Annotated in this window: 18 protein-coding genes; 7 read left to right on the top strand and 11 right to left on the bottom strand. The window is 35.0% G+C overall.

Annotated elements, in window-relative coordinates; translation table 11 throughout:
- Window positions 1-18: 18 nt before the first annotated feature.
- Window positions 19-747 carry a biotin--[acetyl-CoA-carboxylase] ligase gene (locus ACNQF9_RS09925; RefSeq protein WP_417959594.1) on the top strand — a complete coding sequence of 243 codons (729 nt, stop codon included), beginning with the start codon at window positions 19-21 and terminating at the stop codon, window positions 745-747.
- Between the two features lie 90 nt (window positions 748-837).
- On the opposite strand, the gene ACNQF9_RS09920 is transcribed toward ACNQF9_RS09925, so the two are convergent.
- Both ACNQF9_RS09920 and pyrE read right to left on the bottom strand, forming a co-directional pair.
- Window positions 838-1230 carry an SRPBCC family protein gene (locus ACNQF9_RS09920; protein WP_417959596.1) on the bottom strand — a complete coding sequence of 131 codons (393 nt, stop codon included), beginning with the start codon at window positions 1228-1230 and terminating at the stop codon, window positions 838-840.
- Window positions 1231-1252: 22 nt separating this feature from the next.
- Complete coding sequence (gene pyrE / locus ACNQF9_RS09915; protein WP_417959598.1) at window positions 1253-1900, bottom strand: orotate phosphoribosyltransferase; 648 nt, start codon at window positions 1898-1900, stop codon at window positions 1253-1255.
- Window positions 1901-1907: 7 nt separating this feature from the next.
- Here pyrE and ACNQF9_RS09910 point away from each other — a divergent pair, with 7 nt between their 5' ends.
- Window positions 1908-2510, top strand: coding sequence for an NUDIX hydrolase (locus ACNQF9_RS09910; RefSeq protein WP_417959599.1), 603 nt, complete (start codon window positions 1908-1910; stop codon window positions 2508-2510).
- 9 nt (window positions 2511-2519) lie between these two features.
- Here the strand turns inward: ACNQF9_RS09910 and ACNQF9_RS09905 are convergent, their stop codons facing one another.
- Window positions 2520-4250, bottom strand: a complete 1731-nt coding sequence (locus ACNQF9_RS09905) for a M14 family metallopeptidase (protein ID WP_417959600.1) — start codon at window positions 4248-4250, stop codon at window positions 2520-2522.
- Between the two features lie 144 nt (window positions 4251-4394).
- Between ACNQF9_RS09905 and ACNQF9_RS09900 the strand changes: the two genes are divergently transcribed.
- Window positions 4395-5741, top strand: coding sequence for a DEAD/DEAH box helicase (locus ACNQF9_RS09900; protein ID WP_417959601.1), 1347 nt, complete (start codon window positions 4395-4397; stop codon window positions 5739-5741).
- 187 nt (window positions 5742-5928) lie between these two features.
- Here ACNQF9_RS09900 and ACNQF9_RS09895 read toward each other — a convergent pair whose 3' ends face one another.
- The 4 genes from ACNQF9_RS09895 to ACNQF9_RS09880 all read right to left on the bottom strand — a co-directional run bounded on the left by ACNQF9_RS09895 (window position 5929) and on the right by ACNQF9_RS09880 (window position 8832).
- Complete coding sequence (locus tag ACNQF9_RS09895) at window positions 5929-6507, bottom strand: PhnA domain-containing protein (protein WP_417959602.1); 579 nt, start codon at window positions 6505-6507, stop codon at window positions 5929-5931.
- 147 nt (window positions 6508-6654) lie between these two features.
- Entirely contained in the window at window positions 6655-7110 is a 456-nt protein-coding gene (gene coaD, locus ACNQF9_RS09890; RefSeq protein ID WP_417959603.1) for a pantetheine-phosphate adenylyltransferase, read from the bottom strand.
- A 45-nt stretch (window positions 7111-7155) separates the two neighbouring features.
- Window positions 7156-7848, bottom strand: coding sequence for a DUF421 domain-containing protein (locus ACNQF9_RS09885; RefSeq protein ID WP_417959604.1), 693 nt, complete (start codon window positions 7846-7848; stop codon window positions 7156-7158).
- A 9-nt stretch (window positions 7849-7857) separates the two neighbouring features.
- Window positions 7858-8832: a D-alanine--D-alanine ligase gene (locus tag ACNQF9_RS09880; RefSeq protein WP_417959605.1), complete on the bottom strand. Its 975-nt coding sequence runs from the start codon at window positions 8830-8832 to the stop codon at window positions 7858-7860.
- A gap of 218 nt (window positions 8833-9050) precedes the next feature.
- Here ACNQF9_RS09880 and ACNQF9_RS09875 point away from each other — a divergent pair, with 218 nt between their 5' ends.
- From ACNQF9_RS09875 to ACNQF9_RS09865, 3 genes are all read left to right on the top strand, one after another.
- Window positions 9051-9677 (top strand): PASTA domain-containing protein, encoded by a 627-nt coding sequence (locus ACNQF9_RS09875; protein ID WP_417959606.1) that lies wholly within the window; start codon window positions 9051-9053, stop codon window positions 9675-9677.
- Window positions 9667-10710 carry an RluA family pseudouridine synthase gene (locus ACNQF9_RS09870; RefSeq protein WP_417959607.1) on the top strand — a complete coding sequence of 348 codons (1044 nt, stop codon included), beginning with the start codon at window positions 9667-9669 and terminating at the stop codon, window positions 10708-10710. The genes ACNQF9_RS09875 and ACNQF9_RS09870 overlap by 11 nt, the downstream gene beginning before the upstream one ends.
- A gap of 267 nt (window positions 10711-10977) precedes the next feature.
- Window positions 10978-11532 (top strand): C40 family peptidase, encoded by a 555-nt coding sequence (locus ACNQF9_RS09865; protein ID WP_417990159.1) that lies wholly within the window; start codon window positions 10978-10980, stop codon window positions 11530-11532.
- A gap of 313 nt (window positions 11533-11845) precedes the next feature.
- On the opposite strand, the gene ACNQF9_RS09860 is transcribed toward ACNQF9_RS09865, so the two are convergent.
- Both ACNQF9_RS09860 and ACNQF9_RS09855 read right to left on the bottom strand, forming a co-directional pair.
- Window positions 11846-12907, bottom strand: a complete 1062-nt coding sequence (locus ACNQF9_RS09860) for an alkaline phosphatase D family protein (RefSeq protein WP_417990158.1) — start codon at window positions 12905-12907, stop codon at window positions 11846-11848.
- Window positions 12908-12924: 17 nt separating this feature from the next.
- Window positions 12925-13290 carry a glyoxalase superfamily protein gene (locus ACNQF9_RS09855; RefSeq protein WP_417990157.1) on the bottom strand — a complete coding sequence of 122 codons (366 nt, stop codon included), beginning with the start codon at window positions 13288-13290 and terminating at the stop codon, window positions 12925-12927.
- Window positions 13291-13485: 195 nt separating this feature from the next.
- Here ACNQF9_RS09855 and ACNQF9_RS09850 point away from each other — a divergent pair, with 195 nt between their 5' ends.
- The gene (locus ACNQF9_RS09850) at window positions 13486-15954 is read left to right on the top strand and encodes a zinc-dependent metalloprotease (RefSeq protein WP_417990156.1); all 2469 of its coding nucleotides are present in this window, start codon (window positions 13486-13488) and stop codon (window positions 15952-15954) included.
- A gap of 90 nt (window positions 15955-16044) precedes the next feature.
- Here ACNQF9_RS09850 and ACNQF9_RS09845 read toward each other — a convergent pair whose 3' ends face one another.
- Window positions 16045-17463, bottom strand: coding sequence for an adenosine deaminase (locus ACNQF9_RS09845; RefSeq protein WP_417990155.1), 1419 nt, complete (start codon window positions 17461-17463; stop codon window positions 16045-16047).
- 470 nt (window positions 17464-17933) lie between these two features.
- The gene (locus tag ACNQF9_RS09840; RefSeq protein ID WP_417990154.1) at window positions 17934-19172 is read right to left on the bottom strand and encodes an NAD(P)/FAD-dependent oxidoreductase; all 1239 of its coding nucleotides are present in this window, start codon (window positions 19170-19172) and stop codon (window positions 17934-17936) included.
- Between the last annotated feature and the right edge of the window lie 55 nt (window positions 19173-19227).

Genomic DNA, 19227 nt, shown 5'->3' with positions numbered 1-19227 from the left:
TTTCACAAAAAAACGTATATGAGAGTAATCAAACTCGATGCCATAGATTCTACAAACGAATTCCTAAAAGGGCTATCGAACAAACAAGAGCTTGAAAACTTCACGGTTGCAACTGCAGAGGTTCAAACAAACGGGAAAGGTCAAATGGGTGCGGTTTGGGCTTCAGAGGCTAGTAAAAACTTAATAATGAGTATTTTGGTTAGGGATTTTTTACCGGATATTAATCAGATTTTCAATTTAAACATAGCCGTTTCTCTTGCTGTATTAGAAGCTTTAGAATCAATTAAGATTCCTGGTCTTAGTATCAAATGGCCTAACGACATAATGTCATATAATAAAAAAATAGGAGGCATTTTGATAGAAAATAGTATTAAAAGTGACGGAACTATCACTTCAATTGTCGGTTTGGGACTGAATGTGAATCAAACTAATTTTAAAAATTTACCCAAAGCATCTTCTTTAGCCGTCATTTGTGACACTGAATTTGATAAAGAAACACTCCTTTTTTTAATTGGTAACGCTATCGAGAAAAATATAAAGTTATGGAAACGGGATCAAATAGTTTTAAAGACTGCATACACGAATAATTTATTTAAAAAAGGAGTGCCAATGGCTTTTTCAACCCCAGATAATACTAAGTATATGGGTATTATTCAAGGTGTTTCTACTTTTGGAAAACTCCAAGTTCTTCTTGAAGATGATTGTGTTTTAGAATTTGACATCAAAGAAATTCAGATGTTGTATTGATACAGAAAAAGCACTTCTAACTTAAAAACAACATCAAATAAAAAACCCTTCTAGTAAGGACTAAAAGGGTTTAAAAAAAATATAAATTAATTATAATTTATTCATATTCAACGCCAATGTTTCAATAAATTTTCCAATTGGCCCTTTTATCATCATTGCCATCATTGGATTAAAATCACCTTCAAAATCAAGTTTTACAGTACTCGAATTTTCTGAAATTGTATCGATGTTTGCTATTAAAGTAAACGGAAGTTTGTCGCTCGCAGCACCCAATACAATTTTGCTTGGTACTACTTTTTCCTTCATTTTTAGTTTTATTTCAGGCATTCCTTTTAATCCAAAAATAAAAGCATCGTCACCTATCACTTCAAACTTGGCAATGTTTTCAGGCATTAATTTTTCGAAATTTTTTACATCGCTTAATAAATCGAATAATTCTTGTGCTGATTTTTGAACTGTAACTTTAGGACTTTCTAAGTTCATTTTATTTGTTTTTATTTAATTGTTAAACTTCAATAGTCCATGTAGAAGGACTAACATTCCATTCTCTTAAAGTCTGCTCTTCCTCCTCAGTGATGTATCGTTTAGCAACGGCTAAATTCAATAAATTTTGATAATTACTCAATGTAAATAAATCTACATTTACATTTTTAAAATTTTCTTCCGCCACAGTAAAGCCATACGTAAAGATAGCGGCCATGCCTTTTACATTTGCTCCGGCTTCGCGCAAAGCTTCAACAGCTAACAAACTACTGTTTCCGGTACTGATCAAATCTTCTACAACGACTACATTTTGTCCTTTTTGTAAAAAACCTTCGACTTGGTTTTGTCTTCCGTGTTTCTTGGGTTCTGGACGTACATACACAAAAGGCAATCCCATACTTTCCGCTACCAGCATACCAATTCCTATTGCTCCGGTAGCAACACCGGCAATAACATCTGGTTTGCCAAATTGTTTCTCAATATTTTTAGAAAATTCATCCCGGACATAATTTCTTACGGCTGGAAATGAGAGGATTAATCGGTTGTCACAATAAATAGGTGATTTCCATCCTGAAGCCCATGTAAAAGGATTTCTTGGATTCAATTTAATTGCATTTATTTGCAATAGAAATTCGGCTGTTTTTTCGGCTGTATCTTTATTAAAAATCATAGTACAAATGTATAAAGTTTTTGTTAACGACAAACCACTTTTTTTGACAAATCACATCTCTAAAGAGACGGATTTTCAGCTTTTTTTATTAGAAAGTATTGACATAGAGCAACTTATAGTAAAAATCTTTCAAAATAAAATTAATAAAGCCTATTTATATCATCCAGACGAAAGCTTGATTATGAAGACTTTAAAGGCTAAAATCCCAGTATCTAAAGCTGGAGGCGGATTGGTCTACAATAAAAAAGGCGAAGTGCTTTTCATTTTTAGAAACGGAAAATGGGATTTACCCAAAGGCGGAATCGAAAAAGGAGAAGAAATTCAGGATACTGCCATGCGCGAAGTAGAGGAAGAAACGGGTGTAAACGGCTTGTCAATCTCGCACAAACTTCAAAAAACGTACCATGTTTTTAGACGTAATGGGAAATACAAACTTAAAATCACCCATTGGTTTGAAATGCAGTCTGATTTTGAAGGCACACCACAAGGGCAACTAGAAGAAGGTATTGAGAAAGTCGCCTGGATGAATCCGGAACAAATTACAGAAGCACTAAAAAACTCTTACGAAAACATAAAATTATTATTTGAAGAAGAAAAACTCCTAAAATAGGAGTTTTTTTTATTTTAGAATGCGATAGACTGGATATTGCAAATGTGCTTTTTCATAAAAGATAGAATGTTTGTAAATCCAGTCTAGTTGTGCTTCAGGATTATTAATGAAATTCACATCACTTTGTTTTTTTAAATCAAATTCGGCTTTTAATTTTGGATTTTCTTCCAAAATTTGTGTGGCGGAATCTTCAAAAACATAATCTGAATACCCTTCTTTTTGTTGTAACATTGTGTCGAAAAAATTCCAGTTAAAAAAGGAATCTATTGCTTCGGGTTCTAGTGTTTCCAGTAAATATTTGATTCCCTTTTGCTGTGTGGGAATAACGTAATCTCCTTTGGCGAAAGCTACTTTTTCCATTTTAGTAGTCACCGTTGTGTTTCGATGTAAATAATGTCCTTCATAGGCTGAATTTACAGTTTTAAAATCCGCAATTCTATAGCTTTCTACTTCAATTATAGTATCCTTTTTTAGTTGCGTATACGTGATTGTATTGCTCTTTAATAATTCAATTACCGGCCAAAATCCTTTGGGAATGATATATGCTTCTGGAATAATTATTTCTTTTACTGATTTGAATTCTTTGCTGTACGGAATGTCTTTTTTGAATGGTTTTGTACGGTCATAAAACAAGCGATTTCCGGATGTCACGTCACTTTTTTTATAACTGGCTTCATAGCCTAAAAAAGAAAAAGGAATTGTTTTGGTGCTATCAATTTCCCATTTTATAGGGTACGATTTCTTGGGTTTATATTGCTCTTCGTTTTTCAATCGCAAGAGTTTGATTTTTTTAAAATTAGTGTCGGTGAAATCTATTGCAGAGCGCATATATTCATAGGTTACTTTCACACGATCGGCATATTTTTTTAGCATGTGTGTTTCCACGACAAAACCAATGGTATTAAATAATGAAGTGTAGCCTGTTGCAAATCGTGGGCTTTCAAAAAATTGTCCAAATCCTTTGTCAGGTGTATCCTGAAAGGCATTAACATAAGGTGTGGTTTCGATATTTTTTGTTTGTAAATCCTTAACTAAAGTAGGCATCATTTCAGTATTTAAAAAATCTCCTAAAATCGTTCCTAATTTGTTGTGCTGAGTCATAATGTAGGTCAATTTGTATTGATAATCTGCGCCATTGCTAACATGATTATCAATAAAAACATCGGCATTTATTTTATGAAATATTTCCACAAAACTTTTTGTGTTTCGGGTATCTGATTTGATAAAATCCCGATTCAAATCGTAGTTTCTCGCATTGCCTCGAAAGCCATAAATTTCCGGTCCGTCCTGATTGGCTCTTGAAGTAGAGTTTCTGTTTAAAGCGCCTCCTATATTATATATTGGAATACACACAATGACGGTGTTTTTAGGCGCTTTTATTCTACCCAAAGCCAAGTCTCGGAACAATTGCATACTGGCATCAATTCCGTCCGGTTCCCCGGCGTGAATGCCGTTATTGAGCAGAATGACCGCTTTGGTTTTTTTGATGATTTCAAAATCAAATTGCTTTTCAGGATTGTAAACAATCATGTGCAGCGGTTCACCGCTATCTGTTAAGCCCATTTTTTGCATTTCAATTGTAGAGAAATCACTGTCCAGGAGTTTGTAATATGCTATCGTTTCTGGATAGCTAGCAGATTGATTTCCATTTCCTTTTTCAAAAAAAGTATCGTATTTATTGTTTTTTTGGGCAAATGAACTGATCGAGAGTAGAAAAAAAAAGAATCTGAAAAATTTCATATTTCGGTTTTTAGATTGAATTTCAAATGTAGCTTTTTTTTGATAGGTTGAGAAATGATACTAAGAAAACGAAGCATCCAACTTAATAATTGAAAATTTATAATTCAAAATTCATAACTCAGAATTAAAAATTACCTTTGCAAAATGAATAAGAAACACCATTCCAACAATATACTTTTGAATTTAGGCATCGAAAGCCTGAACGAAATGCAAGAAGTTGCACAAGATACGATCCTGAATGACAATAATATTTTATTGCTTTCGCCAACAGGTTCCGGGAAAACTTTGGCTTTTTTGTTGCCCATTTTAGAAATGTTACAGCCAGAAATTTTATCGGTTCAATGTTTAATCTTGGTTCCGTCACGAGAGTTAGGATTGCAAATTGAGCAGGTTTGGAAGAAAATGGGAACTGATTATAAAGTAAATGTGTGCTATGGCGGACATTCCATTGATACCGAAATCAAGAACTTAAGTAATCCACCAGCTGTTTTAATAGGAACTCCGGGAAGAATTGCGGATCATATCGACAGAGGCACTTTTCGTGTAGATAAAATTCAAACATTGGTTTTGGATGAATTTGATAAATCCTTACAATTGGGTTTTCATGAGCAAATGTCTTTTATCATTGGAAAACTGACTAAACTGAACAAACGTGTTTTGGTTTCGGCCACTTCTGATATTGAGATTCCTAGATACACGAGAGTCGTAAATCCAACGATTTTGGACTTTATTCCAGAAAATGTTGCAGAAACGAACCTTTCGATGCGAATGGTTGTTTCTAAAGAAAAAGATAAAATTGGGAGTTTATTTAATTTGATTTGCTCTTTGAAATCACAGTCGGCTATTGTTTTTTGCAACCATCGGGATGCTGCAGAGCGCATTAGTGATGTGTTGAATGAAAAAGGAATTTATGCTACCTATTATCATGGCGGAATGGATCAGGATGAAAGAGAACGCGCGCTAATCCAGTTTAGAAATGGCAGTGTGAGTTATTTGATTACAACCGATTTAGCTGCTCGTGGACTTGACATTCCCGAAATGAATCACGTAATTCATTATCATTTACCATCCAAGGAAGACGAATTTACCCATAGAAACGGACGTACTGCACGTATGCTAGCCTCTGGAACAGCTTACATCATTGCTCATGAAAGCGAGAAGAAAATGGATTATATCGATTACAGTATGGAAGCTCTAAAAATCGAAAATTCAACTTCATTGCCAAAACCACCTGAATTCCAAACCATTTACATCAGTGGCGGGAAGAAAAATAAACTGAATAAAATTGATATCGTAGGGTTCTTTTCCCAAAAAGGGAAATTAGAAAAAGGCGATTTAGGATTAATCGAAGTAAAAGATTTTATCTCATTTGCTGCCGTGAAATTCAACAAAGTGAAAGATTTACTTCATGCCATTAAAGATGAAAAAATGAAAGGAAAGAAATTTAAAATCGAAGTGGCGCGAAAAGTAATTAAGAAAGAGGAAGAGTAGTTTTTTAGTGTTCAGTTTAAAAAAGTGCTCAATGTTCAGCTTTTAGTGAGTAGTAAAAAAATAGTTTAACAATAAAAAATCGTTATTAGTAAATTTGATTTACTGTTAACGATTTTTTGCTTTAAAGAAGTCTCTGATTACACTTTTTTCTGACCACTTAACTTTTTATCAACTCAGGCACTGATCACTATATTTTTTTCACGTATTGAGTAATAATAACGATAGTCTGACCGTCAACTTTGCCTTCAATGTATTCTGCATTTTCATGATCCAATCTGATATTACGTACTGCGGTTCCTTGTTTGGCAACCATACTAGATCCTTTTACTTTCAAATCTTTTATTAAAACGACAGAATCTCCAATTTCTAGAATCACTCCGTTGCTGTCACGGTGAATGATTTTGTTCTCCTCTTCCTCACCTTCACCAGTTGCTTGTGCCCAAGCCAAAGCGTCTTCGTCTAAATACATTTGATCTAATAATTCCTGAGGCCAACCAGCAGCACGTAAGCGGCTTAGCATTCTCCACGCCACAACTTGTACCGCTGTATGTTCACTCCACATGCTGTCATTCAAACACCTCCAATGATTTAAATCTACATGGGCTGGATTTTCTATTTGTTCGAGGCAAGTACTGCATGCCATGATGTTTTCGTCAAGTTCCCCTTTTTTGGCTGGCAATACTTGATATACTTTTAGGTTTTCGGTTGCACCACAAAGTTCACATTTAGATCCACTTCGTTTGCTTAATTCTCTTTCTACACTCATGTTTGATGGCTTTTACTTTAGGTAAAAGTACGGCTTAACAGCACTTTTCACAAATTTATATTGTTGCTGTTTATTTGTCAAGTCGAGCGCAGTCGAGACTAAATGATACGTCTCGACCGCGCTCGACTTGACAAAATCACTTTAAAATTATTTTACTCGGACGGCATCAGGAACCAACATTTCGTATTGGCCACCATTGCGAATGACATCTCTCACAATGCTGGAACTGATATAGGAAGTTTTTGCCGCGGTTAATAAAAACACGGTTTCTATTTTTGACAAACGCCTGTTGGTGTGTGCGATGGCTTTCTCAAACTCAAAATCGGCGGGATTTCGCAACCCACGTAATATGAAATTTGCTTTTAATTTTTTACAAAGTTCGGTGGTTAAACCTTCATACGTAATCACTGAAACTTTGGGTTCGTTTTTGAAGGTTTCCTCGATAAATTGTTTTCTGTCTTCGAGAGAAAACATGTATTTTTTTTCAGCATTGATTCCAATGGCAATTACAATTTCATCAAATAGCGGCAGGCTTCTTTTGATGATGTCTTCATGTCCTAAAGTGATTGGGTCAAATGAACCCGGAAATATAGCTTTTCTCATTTTATAAGATATAATTAAATCGAATGACTTTATGTAGGAACTAAATTAAGTTTTTCGGTGTGTTTTTATTGCTGCGACCCATTCGGATTTTTCACAAACCCTGCATTCCGCATTTCCTGGTTGGTGGCTTTCCGTATTTCCACAAAATGTGCAGGAATATATTCCTTTAGTTGGGATTGTTTGACTTTTTAATTCAAATAAAAAAGGCAAAATGGGTAATCCTGGAAGTACTTCATGGTTTTCATAATAAAAAACACTGATTTCGCCACTGGTTTCCATAAAAGCATTTTTTACTTGTCCTAAGTGTTCAACCGATTTCAATCGGAGTTCCGAAAAAAATTCGTCTTGCGCTAAACTTTCTTTTTTAAAAGTAGCAATCGAAAATTTGCCTTCATTGATGATGCATTCCGTTTTGCCCTCTATAAACTCTTCAAAGCGTTTGCTTTTTCCGGTGAGCCAAGTTACTAACCGGTACAAAAGGATAATAACCAAAAATACGGTTATGGGTGGAATTATCCCAACTTCTTCATAAAACATGGGATCTCCCGCTGCAGATCCCAGAGCAATAATGATGACTGTTTCAAAAACAGATAATTGCTTCACGCCCCGTTTTCCAGCTACTTTTAATGTCAATAGTAGAACTGTAAACATTACAGTGGATCGGAAAATGACTTCTAAAAGAAAGGATTCTGGTAAATCATTGTATAGTAATCGGTTCCAGTCAAAGATTTCTATCATAATGGAGCGTTAGTTATTTAAAGCCAATTCTATTGCATTGGTAAATAAATCTTCCAATGAAATGCCGGCGGCTTTGGCTTGTTGCGGAATCAAACTTTCCGTTGTTAATCCCGGAATGGTGTTCATTTCCAGCATGTGTGGTTCATCATTTACGAGAATAAATTCGCTACGGGAGAAACCTTTCATTTTAAGAATTTCGTAAGCGCGTTTGGCTATTTCGCTGACTTTTTGAGTCATTTCATCTGAGATTCTTGCCGGAGTGATTTCTTGTGATTTGCCCAAATATTTAGCTTCATAATCGAAGAAATCATTATCTGAAACAATTTCGGTGATGGGCAAAACGGTTATTTTTCCCTTGTAATTGATGACTCCTACAGAAACTTCAGTCCCGTCCAGAAAACTTTCAATGATGATTTCGTTGTCTTCTTTGTACGCTACTTCTATGGCGATAGGCAATTCAGCGGTGGTTTTTACTTTTGAAATTCCAAAACTGGAACCTGCTTTATTGGGTTTTACAAAACAAGGCAGACCAACTTTAGCAACAATTTCATCCGTATTGATAGCATCGCCTTTGTTCAAGTAATAAGAAGTGGCGGTTTTTATACCGTATGGTTTTAAAACCGACAATAAATCGCGTTTGTTGAACGTTAAAGCCGCTTGGTAATAATCGCAGGAAGTTTGCGGAATGTGCAATAATTCGAAATACGCCTGCATCAATCCGTCTTCGCCGGGAGTTCCGTGAATAGCATTAAAAACGCAATCGAAAGAGATTTTGTTCCCTTCAACTGTTACTGAAAAATCATTTTTATCGATAGGGAATTCAATGTCATTTGCATCAACGTAGACCCATTTCTCCTTGAATATATGGATTCGGAAACCGTTGTATTTCGTTTTGTCCAGATATTGGTATACGACATTTCCGCTGATAAGGGAGATTTTATATTCGCTGGAATATCCGCCCATGATGATGGCAATGTTTTTCATTTTGTATCGTTTTGTTCTTAGTTGTTCGAATAAATAACCAAGTGTTTTTAGCACTAGATTCTAGCCCCGATAGTAGTGAAAATCCTTTTTATCAGCCTTTTTGGCGGATTAAAAGAGTGCAACGAATAGCGGGAAATAGCTCCAAAAAGCATTAAACAAAATTATCATTTTTTTTGAAACGAAATAGCTTTATCTTTGCCACATATAAAAATAAATTTATGAGTTTACGAAAGTATCTTACCAGTCGTGTGTTTTTAATACAAGTATTAATTGCGATTGCCATTATTGCCGTTTTGGGTTATTTGTTTATGCATTGGTTGACTTTTACAACAGATCATGGTCATGAAATTGCTGTTCCAAATTTGAGTAAATTAACGGAAGAGCAAGTAGAAGAAAAGCTGGATGAGTTGGATTTAGATTACGTGCTTTTGGATAGCGTGGATTATAGAAGCGATTTCCCGCAATTTAGTGTGGTAGAGCAAGATCCCACACCAGGTACTAAGGTAAAAGTAGGAAGAAAAATATACATAAAAATAAATACATCGGGATTTTCATCGGTACGAATTCCAGATTTAGTGAACAAAACATATCGTGAAGCCGTACCTACATTGAAAGCATTAGGGCTTGAGGAAGGAGCTGTAACGTATGTTCCAAATCTTGGAAAGGATATGGTGCTGGAAATGCGTTACAAAGGAAGAAATTTGAAAGTAGGAGACAGGGTCTTGAAATCATCTAAAATTGATTTGGTTTTAGGAGACGGAAAAATGAGTTACGAAGAAGAGGAAAATGCTGCAGATACGCTTGCAGCTCCAATAGAAGAAGAAATACCAGTTGATGAGCAATAATATAGATACAATAGATTTAGAAGACGAGTTATTTGAACATTTTAGATTTGAAGTTCCTAAAGGTCAAGCGTCGTTGCGAATAGATAAATACCTAATGGGTTTAATTCAAAACGCGACCCGAAATAAAATACAAACCGCCGCTACCGAAGGTAATATTTTTGTAAATGATACCACGGTAAAGTCTAATTATAAGGTAAAAGCCAATGATGTGGTTCGTGTGATGCTTACACATCCTCCTTATGAAAATCATATTATTCCGGAGAATATTCCGCTTGATGTTGTGTACGAAGACGATACGTTACTGTTAATAAACAAATTGCCAGGAATGGTGGTACATCCCGGTCACGGGAATTATACCGGAACTTTAGTGCATGCTTTAGCATATCATTTTGATAATTTGCCAATGAACAGCAGTGAACGTCCCGGATTGGTTCATCGAATTGATAAGGATACTTCGGGTTTATTGGTGATTGCCAAAACGGAAGCAGCCATGACGCATCTTGCCAAGCAATTTGAAGCCAAAACTTCAGAAAGAGAATATGTTGCTTTAGTCTGGGGAAATGTAGCAGAAGAGCAAGGAACGATTGAAGGAAACTTAGCGCGACACCTAAAAGATCGCATGCAAATGGCGGTTTTTGCTGATCCGGAAATAGGAAAACCTGCCGTTACGCATTATAAAGTGTTGGAACGTTTTGGATATGTGACATTAATTTCGTGCCAACTGGAAACCGGGCGGACACACCAGATTCGTGCACATTTAAAACACATAGGTCATCCTCTGTTCAATGATGAACGTTATGGTGGTCATTTGATTTTGAAAGGAACAACGTTTACGAAATACAAACAATTTATAGACAATTGTTTCAAAGCTCTGCCAAGACAGGCTTTACACGCTAAAACATTAGGTTTTGTACATCCTACAACCGGAGAGTTAATGCGTTTTGATACAGAACTACCACAGGATTTACAGGATTGTATCGAGAAATGGAGAGGCTATTCCAAATCGCATGGAACAGACGAAGTAGAAGAATAAAATATGAAAAGCCCCGGATTGGGGCTTTTTTTGTGGGATTATTTTCCCTGTTTACTGTTTTGATTACGGTAATGATTTTTGTACTATGGGATTGTTGGTATGTTTATTGTATATAGTTGCACATCTGGGATTTATTGTTTGCTTTCACTTCAAACTATGTATTTAGTTGGATTTTTTAAATTTAGGTTAGATGGCATTTTATTTAATTTTGGACTACAACTATCCCCGTTACTTAAACATAAAGTGTGCTAATTTAATTTTTTTAACATGACCTCTAAAAAGAAATATAGAGTACGATTTATACGAAACATGGGTTTATTAGCACTTGTTTTTTGTAGTGTGGCTTACGGTTCATCGCGTACTGATACGTTTTTACTTCAGAAGAATGAAATTGTTATTAAAAATGAATTGATATATCCAATCGAAACTAATATTTCCTTGGGTGAAAAAATTGTGAATTTTGGGATGGGTTTATTAGGAACCCCTTATGTTGCAGCCGGATGTAGTAAGAATGGTTTTGATTGTTCCGGATTTGTTTACTTTGTTTTCAATCATTTTAAAATTCAGGTTCCCCGAAGCTCTTCAGAATTTAAGAATTTTGGTAAAGAAATACCTATTGCTAATGTCAAAAAAGGGGATCTTCTGTTGTTTTTGAGTCCGACCAGAAATGTTATTGGACATATTGGTATCGTATCAAATCCTAATGGGATGGACAGTGATTTTATCCACTCGTCTTCAGGACGTGAAATGAAAGTGATTATTACTAATCTAAAAAAGCCAGGTTATACCCGTAGATTTGTAAAAGCAATACGTGTTTTGTAGTTTTTTAGATAAAAATAGTACTTAATATTTGGGTTTATTATTTAATTACTTATCGGAGTAGAATCAAAGTTACACAAATTCGTCTTTATTCTATTTTTAATAAAAAGAGACTGCCTTATTTTAATTCGGATTTATTGTTTGTATTATCAAATTTAACTCAAAAATTTATTGATAGTATTTACGATTTTCTCCAATTTATTAGAGTACTTATTTTGGTATGATTAAATCTAAATTTTCAAGCTTAACTTTGATAAATTAAGCCTCAAAACATCATATTTTCTTTTAAGTATGGTACTATTTTTTCACAAAAAAATTATCTTTTAAAACTAATTTCATCCAGTCCAATCGTGTATTCCACACGTTGATTGTCGTTGATATCCCAAATTTCCATTTTTATTTTCGGGATTTTCTTTTTCCAATCAATCGTCAACAAGCCAAAATGGTTTTCCATTATCGGACCTTCAATTCTGTTTGTATTGGGCGTTGCAAAATGCCAGGTAGAGGAAAGTCCGCTAGAGGTAAAGTCATAAATTGGATAGAGTCCGGGTTCTGTAAGTTTAGATATTTCTCCATAATGCACGTCTCCGGTTAAAAATAAAACACCGTTAGCTTTTGTTTTCTTGATAAGGTTTAAGAATCGTTTTTGCTCTAGCGGAAAGTTAGCCCAGCCTTCATAGCCGTTGTATTCAATTCCAAATTGCGATCCTGAACCAATCAATCGCAGATCAGCGGGTTTTTGTAATTCAGTTTCAAGCCATTTCCATTGCGCTGCACCTAAATATGTGGAGTCAGGGTTTTGTAAAGGTGCATAATCCAAAGAATAGAAATATCGTTTATCTTCAGTAACTTCGCCGTTGTATTTCTTGTAATTATCTCTAAAAGTTCGATTGTCTAACAAGATAATCTGTACTTTTTTGCCTTTGGTTTCATACATATAGGATGTATATATTCCCTTGTGTTTTCGTCTTTCGGAATCTGCAGGCTCTTCAAAAAAATTCAAGAATAGTTCTTTTGATTCTTCTTTTTTGGAATAATGCCTGCCTATATCATTTTGTCCAAAATCGTGATCGTCCCAAGTAGCAATGATAGGGACATTAATTTTTAAATTTCGAAAACTAGGTTTAGCAGCCAACCGATCGTATTTGGTTTTCAGTGTATTCATATTGTCTGTGTCACCGTAAATGTTATCGCCCAGGAATACAAATAAATCCGGTTGGTGTTTGACCACTACATCAAAAATAGGTAGGGGGTTACTTTGGTTCGAACACGAACCAAATGCAATTTTTGAAATGTTTTGTTGCGAGTAACTATTATATGTAAGCAATAAAACAGTCACTAAATAAAGGGGTATTTTAAGGGTATTATATTGTGTCATTTTATTTTTTTAATGGTTTAAACTTCTTCTGTAAATGTCAATCGGTTACCGAATGGACCTATCGCTTCCATGCAAATCACATTGGTAATCCAGGAAATTTTGTCTAAACGAGGTCTCTTAAACAGGTATTTTTTAGCAAGTAATTTTTTGTGATATGCTGTAAGATTATTGAAGCCGTCAATATGAATTCTTGCGCCGGGAGAACAACCTCCATGATGCTCGGTTAACTGATTAACAATGCCGTGTAGTGAAATTTGTAAATAAAACGGGAAGATGTCCGATTTGTTCTCCCAATTTATGGTGAAACCAAGCCAGTCAATATAAAATGCTTTGGCTTTCTTATAATCTAAAAATCTAAAAATTGGTCTTGCATTAGCCATCATCAGTTATAAATAAATTCGTATTGCTCAAATATAATCAAAAAAGTACTGCGACTAGAGGCAATATTGTGGCTAACACTAGAATGAAAAAAAGAAGACATACAGGTTGTTAATTAAAAGTTAAATCAATGGTATATTATCAATTTACAAACCGTAAAAATTATTTTTGATATTGATTAACTATTAAAAAACCTATTAATGAAGAAATTTTTCATTTTGACCACAATTGCAGCTTCTTTACTTTTGCCCACCACTCAGTTTGCACAATCCAAAAGAAAAAAAGATAAAAATGCCATTGCAGTTCCTCCTCCAGAAAAAAAGCCGGAACCCACGATAAAGGAGTACAGTAAAGTAATCACTAAAGACGCAATTTCTGATGATGGTTTGTTTACGGTTCATAAAGTAGATAAAAAATATTTTTTTGAAATACCTAATAAATTATTAGACAAGGACATGCTTTTGGTGAGTAGGTTGTCTAAACTACCGTCTAACTTGGGTGGGGGATATGTAAATGCAGGTTCGGAAACCAATGAACAATTAATTGTCTGGCAGCGTTTTCAGGATAAAATTCTCATTAAATTAAAATCGTATAATGCGGTTGCCAATGACAGTTTGCCCATCAGTATTTCGGTTAAATCCAATAATTATGAACCTACATTATTTGCTTTTGATATTGTAGCATTCAGCAAAGACTCTGCAAATACGGTGATTGACGTAACTAAATTTTATGGTACGGATGTAAAATCAATCAGTGGCTTGTCAGGTGAAATGAGAGAAACTTATAAAGTTAAAGGATTGGATGAATCCCGAAGTTTTATCAATACGATGAAAAGTTTTCCTATGAATATTGAAGTAATTCAAGATTTCACGTACAATGCATCTAAACCACCCATTCAGGAAGATGCGGAGACAATTAGTATCCAGATGAATCAGTCGATGATTTTATTACCTGAAAAATTGATGCAACCCAGATTAGCGGATCCCCGAGTGGGATGGTTTACGATGAGTCAAATTGATTATGGAAGCAATGAATTAAAGTCAGACAGTAAAACTTACATTCACCGTTGGAAATTGGAACCTAAAGATCCTGTCGCTTACGCTAAAGGAGAACTGGTAGAACCGATTAAGCCCATTGTCTATTATTTAGATCCTGCTACGCCTGAAAAACTGCGCAAATACATCAAACAAGGAATTGAAGAATGGCAAAAACCTTTTGAAACAGCGGGTTTTAAAAATGCTATTATTGCCAAAGACGCTCCCACTAAAGAACAGGATCCTGATTTTAGCCCGGAAGACATCCGGTATTCGGTAATTCGTTATGTAGCGAGTACCACGCGAAATGCGGTAGGCCCAAGTGTTTCTGATCCCAGAACGGGAGAAATTATTGAGAGTGATGTGATTTGGTACCACAACCATTTGCGTTCTTATAGAAACCGCTATTTATTAGAAACTGGAGCAGCGAATCCTTCGGCGAGAACGTTGAACACCAGCGACGAGGAAATGGGTGAAATGATGCGTATGGTTATCGCTCATGAAGTAGGGCATGCACTTGGTTTTCCTCATAACATGGGCGCTAGCTGTGCCTATGAAACTGAAAATTACAGAGACGGTGGTTTTACTCAAAAAAACGGAATCGCAGCCAGTTTAATGGATTACGCCCGTTTTAATTACATTGCCCAACCTGGAGATAAAAATATCCGTTTCATCCGCCAGATGGGGCCTTACGATCATTATGCTACAAATTGGGGTTACAGAGTCATTCCTAATGGCACTTCTCCTGAAGCTGAAGTGCCTACTTTAGACAAATGGATTATGGAAAAAGCAGGAAATCCTATTTATAAATTTGGAAAGCAAAGCAGTAGTTTTGATCCCTCTTCACAAACAGAAGATATTGGAAATAATTCGATGAAAGCGGGTTCTTATGGACTTGAAAATTTGCAATATGTAGCGGCACATTTATCAGAATGGACAAGTGATGTAACCAATAACTATGAAGATTTAGAGGAGTTATACAAAGAGATGTTGGATGTATGGAGCAGGTATGTAGGGCACGTAGTAACGAATGTTGGGGGCGTTTATGAAGCCATTAAAAAGCCAAACCAAACAGGAAGTATTTATAATGTTGTCCCAAAAGCAAAGCAACAAGAAGCCATGCAATGGTTACAAGCCAATGCTTTTGCCTCTCCAACGTGGTTGGTGAATGTGAGTACGTTGAAAAATATCGATTATTCCGGTTACACGGAGCGTTTTAGAAGTTTGCAAGCCAGACATTTAAATAGTGTCTTGAGTTTTGAACGTATTGGTCGATTAATGGATGCTGAAATAATAGGAAATGCTAATTATAGCGCATTGGATTTATTGGGTGATATGCGCAGAGGGATTTGGAAAGAAGCTAATTTACCCCTCAATGTGACTATTTACAGAAGGAATTTACAGCGTGCCTATATTGAAAGAATGGGATATTTAATGAAAGAAGAAATTAAATCAGGTCGTCCTTCTGAATACTACAATGTGGCGCAATCGGATGTGAGAGGATTGGTTAGAGGAGAATTAAATGCCTTAAAAACGACTTTATCCATTGCTAAAACCAGAGGAGTAAATGCAGAGACTAAGTATCATTATGAAGATGCCGTCAAAAGAATTGAGTTGATATTAAACCCGAAATAATTGTAATTCAAAAGATTTTTTTTGCTAAAAAATCCGCTTTCGAGCGGATTTTTTATTGTTGTCATAAGTTTTTTATATAACATGAAGAGTTTATTTCATTGGAAAATTAGCTTCGAAAGTTTTAAATCGAGTATCTAAATCTTTAAGCAATTGTTTTTTTATGGAAGCTTCTTTGATAAAACTGTAATGGATACTGTTGTACACATATTGCTTGATATCCGTGTAGCTCACCTCTTTGTATCTTTTGGCTAATAAAACATATTGTTCGGTCATATTAGTGCGTAAAATTCCTGCATCATCCGTGCTGATAACAATGGGAACCCCAAATTCTTTGTATAAAGTCAATGGATGACGATTTTCTTTGACTTTCAAAATAAATTCGTTGCTCACTAAATTAATTTCTATAGGAATGTTTTTCTGTGCCATATAACGCAATAAATCATACGAATCTTTCTCGTATGCTATATCTACTCCGTGCCCAATACGCTGAGCTTCTGCGGTATAAACGGCAGCACTAATGTGCCAAGTCAAATCTTCCGGAGGCACTAAACCAAGAGTCAGTTCTCCGGCATGCAAGGTATATTTTACATTTGGATAACGAGAATGGCAGTATTTAAACATGACCATGTGCAACCAATAATCTTTCATCGCTGTTTCACCATCTTCCGGAGAAACAATGTTAACTCCCGCCATCAAAGGACTTTCATCTGCTGAAATGAATGCGATTACCAGATTTTTAAATAGATCTACGGGTTCCATAAAACGCAATACAAAATTTTGATACCGCATCGTGAATTGCTTATCATCTATTTTTAGTTCATTGTGAAGCTTAGCTACAAAATTAGTATTGAACGATAGTGCGTAGGATTCAGCATTTTTTTTCAGTAATACATTGTAAACGGAATCCAATGATTTTAAAATTGCTTTTTCGTCTTTTGCAAAAGCTAATTTTCGCAATCGGGTATTGAATTTCGTCAAATCATCGGTATTCATTGTAGTTGGTATTGTAGACAATTGCGTTTCGATGTAACTGACATTTTCTGAAATGGCTCTATTTTTTAGTTCCAGTAAACCTTGTCCAAAATTCCCTTTGATGGCTGGTTCAAACTTCATAAACGATTCGAAAAATAACTTATCAGAAGGGTAATCGACATGATTATAGTCTTTTACAGACCATTTTTGCATGATTTTTTGTTTGTACGTATTTAATGTTCCGTTTCTTCTTAATGTCGAAAATTGTTCCCAGTTTCCGGTTGCTGGTTTTTCTTTTAACACATCCATCGTTTCGGTATTGAGATAAAAATCTTCCGCAATAGCGTGTTGTAGTAAGGGTTCAGCGTAAATAGAACCTGAAAAATGATGGTGTAAATCGCCTCCTTTTGGCATTTGCGAAAAGAAAGCAGTTAATTCTGCTTCATTCTCTCTGATTTTTTCAAAATAGTCATTCGGAGTTTGAGAATAAACGTTATTGAGTACTGTTATTAAGAGAAAAGTATAAATTAATTTCATATTTTTAAATTTTATTGAAAGAGTATTTTAAATAAATCTTTCAATTGATGAATTAGTGTTTTAGTTAATGTATGATAATCGAACTAGTATTTTGCAATTTATACCACGAACTTAGATATAAATGTATGAATTTTAACTAAAATTTTATGCAAAGATAATTTTTTCCAAATTTAAACAAAGAGGATATCTGCTTTAAGTGTTAAACACAAAAGGTTGTTTTGATTACAAGTTGAAAGATTAATTTTGATTTTTAATGTGGTTTGTCTAGACGGTAAAATTTAGTATTATGTAAAGTATTCTTTAAAGGAAATTACATCTAGGTATTAGTAGGTTTAATTGTTTTGTAAGTGGGATGAAATCAATAATCGACTACTGTTGCGTCTGTTTTTTAATTTGTTTTAATGCTATTTAAAATTTATGAATAAGAAGTCCTTTAGCTTTAATTCATTAAATATTATTTAAGTCTTACACTACAATTTCATTGCTTCAGCGGCTAATCTTCCTGTTTTTAATGCGGCATTTATAGAACCATTCAACAAATGATCCCCACATATAAACAATGAATCCGATATTTTTATTTCGGAGCCTGGGATTTCATTTCGTACACTTTCCTGCAATGGCAAAGCATATTCAATGCGATAGGCCTTTAGCATTTTCCACGATTGTACTTTTTCTCCATACCACTGTTTCAGTTCCTCTTTCATATATTCAGCTAAAGTGGCATCATCAATAGTTGGAATACCATTGTAAGAAACGGAGATTAATACTTTTCCTTTTGGAGCATAAGCTTTGGAAACATTTGATATTACAGTCAAATTATTGACCCATTTCTTGTTTTTTGAAGCATTTAATATAACTACCGCTTTGTTAGTGGGAGCTTCGTTTGTTTCAAAATAAACATTGGTTACTTGATGTGAAGATAATTGTTGTTCTGGTAAGATTTTTTTTGTCAGATTATTAGCGTTTGTAGCCAATAAGATTTGGTTGGCTTCAAGGATAGTTCCATTTGCAGTAATTATTTTATGTTCATCAATAGTAATAACCTTTGTATTATATTGAATACTTCCTTCAGGAAGCATAGCCAGTAATTGTTTTGGAATTTCTTCCATTCCTAAAGTGGGAACCGCCACATCACCATCTGAAAACATTTTCATCACAAAGTCAAACATTCTTCGGGAAGTATGCAAGTCATTTTCTAGAAATATTCCCGAAAGGAAAGGGGCATAAAAGCGTTCGATCATTTTTGAACTAAAACCATAATCCGAAAGTTGTTTTCGAGTTGTTTGTTCAGGTTGTTCGAATATTTCTTCAAGGGTTAATTTTTGCAATTTATTTTTTAACCAAAGCGTGTTCAGTTTGTCTTTTAGGGTGCCAACGGGTGCAAAAAGTGTAGCTAATGCGGCCGAAGGTCTTCGGAATGGATCTGCGATTTCAAAACTACCACCATCATAAAGAACGGTGGCTCCTGGTAACATGCTTTTGAGTTTTAAATCATTATAGTTAAGTAATGCTTTTGTCTCGGGATAGGCAGTCAAAAGAACTTGAAAACCTCTGTCTAAAAGAAAACCTTGATAAGAATCGGTTTTTATTCTGCCACCTACGCGTTCACTAGCTTCTAGGAGTAGTACTTTGCGTCCTTGGCGATGCAAATAAACTGCGGCTGATAATCCGGCAAGTCCTGCTCCAACAATAATTACATCGTGTTTCATAGTCTCTTAATAATGTTTTTACAAAAATAAACCAAATAGGTTTTAAATATTGAGG

The sequence above is a fragment of the Flavobacterium amylolyticum genome (assembly GCF_048284335.1).
Taxonomy (GTDB): Bacteria; Bacteroidota; Bacteroidia; order Flavobacteriales; family Flavobacteriaceae; genus Flavobacterium.
The sequence above is the reverse complement of the archived record's forward strand: the minus strand, read 5'-3'. Positions and strand labels throughout refer to the sequence as shown.